General features: G+C 45.5%; 12 protein-coding genes. 3 read left to right on the top strand and 9 right to left on the bottom strand.

The genetic code is table 11. The features are described from left to right. Positions 1 to 27: 27 nt before the first annotated feature. Positions 28 to 540: a DUF4442 domain-containing protein gene (locus GW12_RS02855; protein WP_034583155.1), complete on the bottom strand. Its 513-nt coding sequence runs from the start codon at positions 538 to 540 to the stop codon at positions 28 to 30. A gap of 28 nt (positions 541 to 568) precedes the next feature. Next, positions 569 to 1057 (bottom strand): YajQ family cyclic di-GMP-binding protein, encoded by a 489-nt coding sequence (locus tag GW12_RS02850; RefSeq protein WP_034583153.1) that lies wholly within the window; start codon positions 1055 to 1057, stop codon positions 569 to 571. Positions 1058 to 1148: 91 nt separating this feature from the next. Between GW12_RS02850 and GW12_RS02845 the strand changes: the two genes are divergently transcribed. After that, positions 1149 to 1463, top strand: coding sequence for a rhodanese-like domain-containing protein (locus GW12_RS02845; protein ID WP_034583151.1), 315 nt, complete (start codon positions 1149 to 1151; stop codon positions 1461 to 1463). Positions 1464 to 1629: 166 nt separating this feature from the next. On the opposite strand, the gene mnmC is transcribed toward GW12_RS02845, so the two are convergent. From mnmC to GW12_RS02825, 4 genes are read right to left on the bottom strand one after another with little or no spacing between them, the layout of a single operon-like run. After that, positions 1630 to 3528 carry an FAD-dependent 5-carboxymethylaminomethyl-2-thiouridine(34) oxidoreductase MnmC gene (gene mnmC / locus GW12_RS02840; protein WP_034583149.1) on the bottom strand — a complete coding sequence of 633 codons (1899 nt, stop codon included), beginning with the start codon at positions 3526 to 3528 and terminating at the stop codon, positions 1630 to 1632. Between the two features lie 36 nt (positions 3529 to 3564). Next, entirely contained in the window at positions 3565 to 4089 is a 525-nt protein-coding gene (locus tag GW12_RS02835) for a hypothetical protein (RefSeq protein ID WP_034583147.1), read from the bottom strand. Positions 4090 to 4094: 5 nt separating this feature from the next. Continuing rightward, complete coding sequence (locus tag GW12_RS02830; protein ID WP_034583145.1) at positions 4095 to 4397, bottom strand: YciI family protein; 303 nt, start codon at positions 4395 to 4397, stop codon at positions 4095 to 4097. 27 nt (positions 4398 to 4424) lie between these two features. Continuing rightward, positions 4425 to 5036: a septation protein IspZ gene (locus GW12_RS02825; protein WP_034583143.1), complete on the bottom strand. Its 612-nt coding sequence runs from the start codon at positions 5034 to 5036 to the stop codon at positions 4425 to 4427. Positions 5037 to 5080: 44 nt separating this feature from the next. On the opposite strand from GW12_RS02825, the gene GW12_RS02820 reads away from it, so the two are divergent. Continuing rightward, positions 5081 to 5932 carry a PHP domain-containing protein gene (locus GW12_RS02820; RefSeq protein WP_034583141.1) on the top strand — a complete coding sequence of 284 codons (852 nt, stop codon included), beginning with the start codon at positions 5081 to 5083 and terminating at the stop codon, positions 5930 to 5932. Here the strand turns inward: GW12_RS02820 and GW12_RS02815 are convergent. From GW12_RS02815 to radC, 3 genes are all read right to left on the bottom strand, one after another. Next, positions 5925 to 6878, bottom strand: a complete 954-nt coding sequence (locus tag GW12_RS02815) for a hypothetical protein (protein ID WP_152598515.1) — start codon at positions 6876 to 6878, stop codon at positions 5925 to 5927. The two genes, GW12_RS02820 and GW12_RS02815, sit on opposite strands and share 8 nt — an antisense overlap. Positions 6879 to 7056: 178 nt before the next feature. Then, positions 7057 to 7968, bottom strand: coding sequence for a bestrophin family protein (locus GW12_RS02810; RefSeq protein WP_034583139.1), 912 nt, complete (start codon positions 7966 to 7968; stop codon positions 7057 to 7059). A gap of 68 nt (positions 7969 to 8036) precedes the next feature. Then, a complete protein-coding gene (gene radC, locus GW12_RS02805; protein WP_034583137.1) occupies positions 8037 to 8735 on the bottom strand; it encodes a DNA repair protein RadC in 699 nt (232 codons plus the stop codon). Positions 8736 to 8848: 113 nt separating this feature from the next. Between radC and coaBC the strand changes: the two genes are divergently transcribed. Then, a complete protein-coding gene (gene coaBC / locus GW12_RS02800; RefSeq protein ID WP_034583135.1) occupies positions 8849 to 10123 on the top strand; it encodes a bifunctional phosphopantothenoylcysteine decarboxylase/phosphopantothenate--cysteine ligase CoaBC in 1275 nt (424 codons plus the stop codon). The last annotated feature ends 55 nt before the right edge of the window (positions 10124 to 10178 follow it).

Below are 10178 nucleotides of genomic sequence, written 5' to 3'. Positions count from 1 at the left end.
CATTTTGCTAGTCTAGAGCCAATTTAATTAAGCTTTGGTTTTATTGCTCAGTTGAGACTTGGTAATCCAGGCCCAGAGCATTTCACATTGAATCGGTTCTTCGCCAGATTCATCTGTTACCGATACTTGAACCAAAGTTTCACCTTTTTCTCTATTTTGCATCAGTTGCTGCTGTTCAGGTGTCAGCGTAGCCACTGCTCGCATGGCCCCTTTCGTTGGACGCTTATAGTCAATTTTAATGCTTTTAATCAGCACAATCGCTGAATCCGGCACATTCATCGCAGTGACAAAGCCGGTGGCTGTTTCAGCCAGTAATGCCATGGCACAAGCATGAACCTGACCAATATGGTTCTGTATAGCTTTATGATTCGCCATACTGACGATTACCTGATCATGGCTGACCTGTTCATAGCGGATTCGGGCAGAACCCACCATGGGTACAATCCGGCCAAAGGTTTTACTCAGCAGCGCAGTACGAATGCCTTGTGGAAGTCGTGCAGTTGCTTTAACCAGTTTGGAAAGTCGGTTGCTTTTTGTCATGGTAAATCTACCCGAATAGGACTAATCCTTAGTCTTTAAAGTTATTGAACTGTAAAGGCAAACCAAATTGCTGTTCTTTCAGGAACGCCATCACCTGTTGCAAGGTGTCACGTTTCTTGTCAGTCACACGAATCTTGTCGCCCTGGATAGAAGACTGCACTTTAATGCCACTTTCTTTAATGGCTTTATTAATTTTTTTCGCAGTATCAGAGTCAAGACCATCTTTCAGTTTGATCACCTGAACAAAGTTTTTACCTGAGGCAGTTGCTTTTTGTGGATCCAGCGCTTGCACATCTACTTTACGTTTGTAGAAGTGATTTTCCAGCATGCTATAGACCTGATCGCACTGGAAATCGCTTTCTGTTTTGATTTTGATCTCTTTTGCTTTTTCATTCAGTTCGATAGAGACATCCTGACCACGGAAGTCAAAACGGGTCGCAATTTCTTTTTGCGTATTTTGAACAGCATGATTTACTTCAAAAATTTCTAATTCAGAAACAATATCGAAAGAAGGCATAGTTTAGACCTTTACAAATGGAAAGAATATCTGAGATGCTAGGGATGTTTTCTTCATTTGCCAAGTGTTGTTTACATCAAAGGAGTGCGCAATGATCCGTAAACAAGAAATTACAACATTTGAGTTCCCAGAAGGTGCAGTGATCTGGGATGTTCGAGATTCTAGTGCTTATGCAGAAGCACATCTGAAAGGAGCGGTGAACCAGCCGATCAATAACCTTTCAGAGGAAAGCCTGACTCAAGTGTCCGCGGATCAGCCAATTTATATTCTGTGTGGTGGTGGCAGTAAAGCCCCTCGTGCTGCGGAAAAACTGGAAGGTTTTGACAGCTCACGTGAATACGTCATCCTGATGGGTGGTACACGTGCTGCCCGTGATGCCGGTATGCCACTGGAACAGGGTGCCTAACATCCTTTCAGTGAAAAAGCGCCTAAGGGCGCTTTTTTGTTGTCTTTATTTCTTCAAAGTTCCTAGTTCCCTCTTTTGAAAAAGGTGAGCCATATATGGCACAAGAGGGGGGATTAAATTCTTTGTATAAATCCCTCCCAACCTCCCTTTTTCAAAGGGAGGAGCTTTAACTTTTTGGTTTAAAATATGGCTTCTTCGCTTTTACTTTCTTTTCAAAGCGTCGTACATCCAGCTTTTTGATCATATTGATTGACGCCGGGCAGGCTTCTCCCAAAATTTGCGCTGCTAAAATTTCACTGCATAATGGTGCAAACAGGAAGCCTTTGGAACCCAAGCCTGCCAGGCTATAGATTTCCTTATCCTGTTTTAGCTTGCCGAGCAGAGGGAAATAATCCCGGCTTTGTGCTCGGACTGAAGCACGACCGTGCCATTCACTGATCTCTGCCAAAGTTTGGGTATATTCGGGGAAAACCGAATGGATCAGCTCGCGGTTATGTTCATGGTCTTCTTTCAGTACTTCAGTATCATCGCGATTGACACAGAAAGAAGCACCTAGCAGCAAATGCTTGTCATCCAACTGGATACAGTAACCACCGTAGCTATAGGCAATATTTGGATCGAGTGATTGTCCATTATTTTCTACCCAGCTGACCTGACCACGAATTGGCTTGAGGTCAGGAAGACCTTCAATCAGTTGTGGTGTATTCAGGGCGGTGCAGACGATGACATGGTCAAACTGTCCTAAAGATTGATCATCAGCAAACGGTTCTAGACGTGGCTCAGCTTCAATCCGGCTAATTTCTGCCTGTAAATATTGAATATTCGGATGCTGCAGGATTTCATCACGTAGCTGATGAGGATAGACACCACCTGACTGCTTTAAAGCCAGAGCAGGGTATTCAGTATCAGGCTGCTGATCCTGAGCAGGGGTTTCTAAAATACCAGCAGGATATTCATCGGCAAGCGCCAATAAATCTTCTGGTTTCTTTATTGCCAGTTGATGCACCTGAAACGGTCGAAACGCTTTAAAGCGGACATAGTGATTCAGCGCATATTGCCAGGCCTGAGTCATCATATGCTCGGCACTTTGCTCAATCGGAGCTAACTTTGGATTCAGTAAAGCTAATGGATTACCAGAACCACCAGACAGCGGTGCTTTGCGTTCAAAAATAGTAACCTGATGTCCACGGTTGGCAAAGGCCCAAGCTGAACTTAAACCGGCAATTCCAGCGCCAATGATAGCAATCTGGCGAGCCTGATACTTCAGCTCGCTATTGAGTGAATTTTTTTTTTGAGCGGTGTCTTCTGGAGTTTCTGATGTATCTTCAGATTCAGGCAGATTCCAGATCGCTTTGAGCATTTCCCGTTTATGACCAAAACCACGCGGACGTGAAATGGAAATTCCATGATTTCTCAGGCCACGTTTTAATACACCAGCGACACTAAAAGAAGAGAAAGTCGTGCCGTAATCTGACAGGCGTACGATATTGTTCAGGGCATTTTCTTCCCACATATCAGGGTTGCAGGAAGGCGCAAAACCATCCAGAAACCAGGCATTGACTGCTGTGGTTTTTTCCATGCGTGGAAACACGTCGTGTGCATCACCGAGCCAGAGATCCAGAGAAAAACGTTCTTCTGGGAAACTGAGGCGGTGACAGCCAGCAATTGGCAGAGGGTATTGGTAAATTAGCTGATCGGCCAGCGGTTTCAGTTCTGGCCAGGCATTGAGGGCACGGATTAGATCAGCTTTGGAAAGCGGGAATTTCTCGACGGAAATAGCATGCAAGCGGCTGTGGTTATCAGGACGTACCTGCTGCCAGAGTTGCCATAAGGCAAGAATATTGAGTCCGGTACCGAAGCCTGTTTCACCGACACAGAAATATTCAAAAGGTTTTAGTTCCGCAAGTCGGGTGCTGAGATCATTACCATTTAAAAACACATGGCGTGTTTCTAGCAGGCCATTGTCCTTGGAAAAATAAACATCACCGAACTGTTTGGAAACTGGCACATCAATGCCATCCACCAGCTGCCAATCCAGATCGGCAGTTTGAATTGCGTGTGACAAAACAGGAACCTTCAATACATCAGCAAAGGGAATAGCTTACCACTGACGGCGACGCTTGGTATAAACATAGCTTGCGATCAGGAAGCCCAGCAGCACGCCAACGGCTAGTGTTGCAGCGCCGTAGAGGAACATCTGGGCACTGCGTTCACTTTGCAGGACCTGTACCTGAACCCCGAGATTATCGTTTTTCAGTTGCAGTTCCTGGTTTTGTGCCAGCGCTTCCAGATTGGCTTTTTCCAGTTGTTGCAGACGAGTCGCCTGGTCTTTGACCAGCGCTTTGACTTTGGCATCTTGCTGGGCTTTATTTTTGGCAATTTGTTCAGCAGTCAGTGGTTTGGCTGCCGGATCCTGCACCAGCGCATTGGCTGAGGCAGCAACCGGTTTGATGCCGGGCTGATTGGCCGGCAGGGTTTGAGGCGGTGTATTCGCTACCGCAGCTTGCACAGTTGCTGTCGTATGTTGCGCTGGTGCAGCCGCAGGAGCTGCCGGTGTTACTTCAACTGCCCAAGCAGTTGTGCAGGCAAGGGATAGACCGATTAAACTGGCAATTACAGCGTGCATAAACCTTATCCTTGAGGGAATGCTTTGTTAAATGGTTTAACGTCAATATGTGAATAAACGCCTTCTTTCAGGAATGGTTCTTCCTTCAACCATTCATCCAGTGCTTCACGGCTGTCAAAGTCGACAATAATGGTACTGCCATAAAAACCCGCCTGAGGATTACCCGGTTCTTTAGGCATCGCGCCCGCAACAATCAGACGACCTTCATCATCTAACTTTTGCAGACGTTCCAGATGTTGTGGACGGATAGCAAGACGTTTTTCTACTGTACCTTCCTGGTCGGTGCAGGTAACAACAAATAATGGCATGACAGTTCTCGATATTGAAGTGAGATATTATTCGGCAGATTTGAAGTATTTGCGCAATACAATGAACTGCACAATGATAAAGGAAAACATCACGATCATGTCACCGAATGCAGTAAATTCGCCCCAATATTTTCCATTCATAAAGATATAGGCGAAGAAGCAGTGCAGGAACGACATAAAGGCAAACATCGCTGCCCAGGCATAGTTGAGTTTGATCCAGCCCTGTCCGGTTAAATTAAAGACCGGGCCAAACAGGCGCTGAATCAGTGGCTTTTTATCTTTACTAAACCACGGGGATAGCAGGAACACACCAGCAAAAACCAGATTCAGCAAGACTGCTTTCAGACGGATATAGAAATCATCGCTGAGCATCAGAGTAATGCCACCGAAAATCACGGTCATGAACAGTACCAACCATTGCTGCTTGTCCAGACGGAATTTCTGAAACACAAATAGTGCACCATACACCACTAACATGGAAATGATCAGACCTGTGGTTGCCACCAGAATATTATTATTGTCGACACCCCCACCAGAGCCGATCAGTTCGAGCAGTGGGTGGTGGGTGTCTTTCGGATCTACTGTCTTATATAAATAAAAGAAAATAATGAGTGGCACAAAGTCTAAAAGTGCTTTCATGTTAGAGTATCTAAATCTGATCAAATAAATGTCATAGTATAGAGATGCACGGCGTAGATTTACATACACACAGCAATATTTCTGATGGAACCTTGAGTCCACAGCAGTTGGTAGAGGCAGCGGCAGCCTGCTTTATCCATACGCTGGCATTGACTGACCATGACACCATGGACGGGCTGGAACTGGCACGTAATGCTGCGAAAGATCATGCGATTAAGATCATTTCCGGGGTGGAAATTTCCAGCCAGTGGTCACGTCCAGCCACCAAGAAAAATTATGGTGTACATATCGTAGCGCTGGATATGCAGAATCCTGAGCCGTTACAAAAAGTATTACAAGAACAGAAACGCATTCGTGCCGAACGTTCCAAAAAGATCTGCGACCTGTTGATTCCATTAGTGGGACAGGATATTTATACGGATGTGGTTGCTAAAGTTGATAATATTCCAGATCGCGTCACCCGAACCCATATTGCTAAAACTTTGGTGGAGAAAGGCATTGTGAGCCGGCCACAGCAGGCTTTTGATAAATACATCAAGGAAGGCAAAAAGGCCTATGTAAAGTTTGATGGTTTGGGGCTGGAAGAAACCATTCAGGTGATTCATGCCAGTGGTGGTTATGCGGTGCTGGCACATCCGACTCGCTATGACCTGTCTGCGACAAATATCCGTTACCTGATCGAAATCTTTGCCAAGTTTGGAGGCGATGCCGTTGAACTTCCGCCTGCGATTGATCCTCTGTCTACACGACAGATGGTGGATCGCATGATTGCTGAGCATGGATTAAAAGTTTCGGTCGGCAGTGATTTTCATGGTGAAAATATGCCGTGGATCAAGCTCGGCAATATTCCCAGTTTAAAAGAAGGGCAGGTCGGTATTTGGGAGAGTTTTAAATAGAATGCAGATCTGCATCCTCAATAAAGGGTGAAGTTTTATAGTGCCGAATATTTCGTATCAACAGATAGATTAATACGAAGCCAAGATAGAAAAATATCCAATCTTGGAACAAGATGGCTGCTACCAAGGTACCGAAAATCGTCAAACCTAACAGTAATCGTGGTATGCGTTTTGGATGCTGTTTGGAAATTCGTGCTTGTTGAATTTCCGGATGCTGTTTGAAATTCCGATAGGCGATAAAATCAATCAAACCTGAAAGGGCTAATTCCAGTTTGTCAAAGTGACGGGCCAAGGATGAAATGCTGTAAGTCTTGCCATAACTGGTTTTTAGTTTCAGGAGATAACCTTTTTGATCCTGTTCACGAATTGCCTGAATTTCTGACAAGTAGGGTATATCCAGCATCAGCTGAGTTGGAATCTGGTGAAAAACTAGATGGCCTGTATAAGGCATTGAAAAGTAGTCTTTCATTTGATGAAAATCATCAAAATGATCTTGAGCGTACAATTGCACGATCGTGCGTGAACGTGCCAAATAATGAACCCAGATATGTTGCCCGATAATGGCCTGATTCAGTTTCACATGAAGACTAGTGAGAAAGACGGTATTGTTAAAGACCTGGTTTAAATCGATATTAAACCATTTCGCATCTTCATGTTCATGCAGCTTGAGCAACAGTTGTTGCTGCTTGCCTTGCCACCAATGCGCACGTATATGGCGATAATCCAGAATGATCGCATCCGAGCTACGCAAAGCCTGTTCTTTTAAATCCATAGCCAATTTAGGATCAATCAGATATTTTTGCAGCAAAACAGGAAACTTTAGCCGTTGAGCCTTATCTCCAAAAAGCGCGATGACCAGAAAAGGGCTGCTCACCAGCAGATAACGCCAAGACGTTTCAAACGACTGGAATAGAATCCCTTGCCATGCTAAGAGTGAGCCAATCATAAACACCAATACACTGCACATTAAAATGAATGCAAGTGCTTTCCAAGGGTGAATAATCGGCTGGGGAGCATATGCAAAAATCTGCTTTTTTATATTCATCGTATTTTAATTTTTATAAGTATTTAATTGGATGAGTGACCTGAATGCGATCGATGCATTTAGGTGAATCACACTGAAATTATAATAAATTATGATCATGCGCCTGAATAGGTGGTGGTGTCGGTTTACCCAAAGTACCCAGCAGTTCAATTTCAATCGTCCTTACCATTGAATCCAGCGGTAAGTCATTGCTTTGCGTACCAAAAGGCTCTTCAATTTCCGAACTTAGAGCATCCAGACCCAAGAAAGTATAAGCCAGAATTCCGACCAGTAACGGTGTGGCGACACCAAGCGTTGAACCCAGACTGAATGGCAACATAAAACAGAAGAAATACACAGTCCGGTTCAGCAGGACTGAATAAGCAAATGGTAGTGGCGTAGTGGCAATCCGGTCACAACCCGTTTGTACGATACTCAGTTCAGTCACATGATGATTCATCTGGGTATAAATGATGTCCGAGATTTCACCTTCTTTCAGTGCCTGCATTAATTCCCACTGAATCAGGCTGAGTGTGTATTGCGGCGCATTGGCCTGCTGATACAGTTGCTGTAAGGCTTGCTGGCTCATGCCACTGGTCTGCACCAGTTCGGTCGGATTAGCGGTTTGATGACGTAAACGATCACGCAGGACATTGGCAAACAAGATCACATGCTGAATTACCCGTTCACGGCGTGCCTGGGTCAGCATTCGGCAGTCACGGTCAAAGTGACGTGAATTGGCAATCAAAATCCCCCAAAGTTTACGCGCTTCCCACCAGCGGTCATAAGCTGCAGAGTTTTTAAAACCGAGGAAAATCGACAGAACGACCCCGATCAGGGTAAAACCTACCAGTGGTAATTGTGGTGGATGCAATAGGTTGACATAGGAGAGTCCGCCGACAATCGCGGAGATCAGCATGACCACGCCAAGAGGTGGCAGCACCTTCGGCAAAATCGTTCCCCGCCACGAAAATAGCACTTTAAAGATACTGGGTTGGTCACGTACGATCATTTATTGGAATCATCACAATTTTTTTCATGATCTTCATGACTTAGTTAAGCTTTGTCAAGCTGTATTCTTCAGGCATTCACTGTATTGATGAGTTGCTGCTCAGCAAAGGAAAAACTGCCTTCCCGGGCAATAATACAGTGGTCAATTAATCTAATTTCGACCAGCTGACAGGCCCTGGAAATCTGTCGGGTCAGCTCCAAATCAGCTGGCGAAGGTCGTGGCTGTCCTAGCGGGTGATTATGGGCAATCACAATCGAGGTGGCCTGCTGCAAGATGCTATGCCGTAATAGTTGATTTATGGAAATCTCACAGGCATTCAGTGAACCATAAAACATTTTTTTAAAGCTGATTTTTCTTAATCCTGCATCCAGACAGAGTACGGCAAAAACTTCCTGAGATTCACCGAGTAACTCAAAGCGTAAATAGTCCATCAGCTTGCGAGAGTTATCCAGTTCCAGTGCTTCATGGCGAAGATGCTCGGCAATATAACGCCGTCCCAGTTCCTTAACGGCCATTAGCTGGGTGAATTTACTGACACCCATGCCATGAAACTGGCTCATTTCCTGTAAAGAAGCATCTAGCAAGGTACTGAGATGCCCAAAATGCTGAATGAGCAGGCGGGCCAGTTCTACGGCAGAATGCTGCTGTGAACCGGAACGTAGAAAAATCGCCAGCAGTTCAGCATCAGACAGACTTTGTGGGCCGGATAAAAGTAAACGTTCGCGCGGCCGTTCCTGTTCTGGCCAGTGTTTAATTGAAAAATTCATGATTATTAGACTTATTTATTATTAATTATCGTTTTTCTGCTCAGTGGTTCTCTTGGGTATGACTTTATTTAATGCTATTGTGAGCGCCACTGCAACAGAAAGGTAGCCTGTTTGTGAGCTTTGACGTAAGTGTAATTCCTCATAAAAATATCATTTTAGCCGTGACGGGCGGCATTGCGGCTTATAAAAGTGCAATTCTGGTCCGCCGTTTAAAGGATGCCGGATTTAATGTCCGCGTGGTGATGACTGAAGGCGCACAGGCCTTTATTACGCCGCTGACTTTTCAGGCTTTATCTGGTAACCCGGTACACACAGAATTACTTGATCCTGAAGCTGAAGCAGGCATGGGGCATATTGAGCTGGCACGCTGGGCCGATCTGGTACTCGTCGCACCAGCCAGTTGTGACACTTTGGCAAAATTCGCGGCTGGCTTGGCGGATGATCTGTTAAGCACTTTGTATTTGGCGACCAAGGCGCCGGTCTGGGTGGCTCCGGCAATGAACCAGCAGATGTGGGCAGCCAAACCGACCCAGCGTAATCTGGCAACCCTGATTGAAGATGGCGTGCATGTAATCATGCCGGATGTCGGTTCACAGGCTTGTGGTGATGTTGGCCTGGGACGTATGCCGGAACCGGAAGAACTGGCACGTCAGGTGACGGAATATTTTCATAAGGCACAGCGTGCGATTGCTGAAAAATTTGGTTTGCTCGCTGGAAAACGCGTCACCATTACTGCGGGTCCAACCCGTGAAGCGATTGATCCGGTACGTTATATTTCCAATCACAGTACCGGGAAAATGGGCTTTGCTTTGGCTGCTGCCTGTTATGCTGCAGGGGCAGATGTAACGCTGATCGCGGGACCGGTGAGTCTGGATACACCAAATGGTGTGAAGCGTAAGAATGTGACCTCAGCAGTCAAAATGCTGGATGAAAGCATGCACATGCTGGAACAGGGCTGCGATATCTTTATCGCCACAGCTGCGGTGGCGGATTACCGCGTGGCACAGGTGGCTGAGCATAAAATCAAGAAAGCTGGTGATGAGCTGAACGTGGCACTAATCAAAAACCCGGATATTGTCGCAACTATTGCCCAGCAGGAAAAACGTCCGTTTATGGTCGGTTTTGCCGCAGAAACCCGTAATATTGAAGAATATGCAGCCGGCAAGTTGGTGGCGAAAAAGCTGGATATGATTGCCTGCAACGATGTATCTCGTCAGGATATTGGTTTTGCATCCGATGAAAATGCCATGACCGTATTCTTTGCTGAATCCTACCAGATGGAAAAACGCGAGCTGGAAAAAGCATCCAAGCAGGAAATCGCGCAGCAGCTGGTCGAAGCGATTCATGATGCTTTACATCGTGATCCATCTGAGGATGACGATTTCTAAATGGCAGAAAACCGAAAATAAAAAAGCTCTGTTGAACAGTAATGCCAGTCAGTTA

The sequence above is a fragment of the Acinetobacter sp. HR7 genome, assembly GCF_000773685.1.
GTDB lineage: Bacteria > Pseudomonadota > Gammaproteobacteria > Pseudomonadales > Moraxellaceae > Acinetobacter > Acinetobacter thermotolerans.
This window is presented reverse-complemented; position numbering and strand designations above follow the sequence as displayed.

What these genes read in the sequence shown, in the direction of transcription:
- GW12_RS02830 (WP_034583145.1), bottom strand. Translation starts at nt 4,397, where the DNA reads ATGCCATTATTTGTTGTTACCTGCACCGACCAGGAAGGTACAGTAGAA.
- GW12_RS02815 (WP_152598515.1), bottom strand. Translation starts at nt 6,878, where the DNA reads ATGATTGGCTCACTCTTAGCATGGCAAGGGATTCTATTCCAGTCGTTT.
- radC (WP_034583137.1), bottom strand. Translation starts at nt 8,735, where the DNA reads ATGAATTTTTCAATTAAACACTGGCCAGAACAGGAACGGCCGCGCGAA.
- GW12_RS02850 (WP_034583153.1), bottom strand. Translation starts at nt 1,057, where the DNA reads ATGCCTTCTTTCGATATTGTTTCTGAATTAGAAATTTTTGAAGTAAAT.
- GW12_RS02825 (WP_034583143.1), bottom strand. Translation starts at nt 5,036, where the DNA reads ATGAAAGCACTTTTAGACTTTGTGCCACTCATTATTTTCTTTTATTTA.
- GW12_RS02810 (WP_034583139.1), bottom strand. Translation starts at nt 7,968, where the DNA reads ATGATCGTACGTGACCAACCCAGTATCTTTAAAGTGCTATTTTCGTGG.
- GW12_RS02835 (WP_034583147.1), bottom strand. Translation starts at nt 4,089, where the DNA reads ATGCACGCTGTAATTGCCAGTTTAATCGGTCTATCCCTTGCCTGCACA.
- GW12_RS02855 (WP_034583155.1), bottom strand. Translation starts at nt 540, where the DNA reads ATGACAAAAAGCAACCGACTTTCCAAACTGGTTAAAGCAACTGCACGA.
- GW12_RS02845 (WP_034583151.1), top strand. Translation starts at nt 1,149, where the DNA reads ATGATCCGTAAACAAGAAATTACAACATTTGAGTTCCCAGAAGGTGCA.
- GW12_RS02820 (WP_034583141.1), top strand. Translation starts at nt 5,081, where the DNA reads ATGCACGGCGTAGATTTACATACACACAGCAATATTTCTGATGGAACC.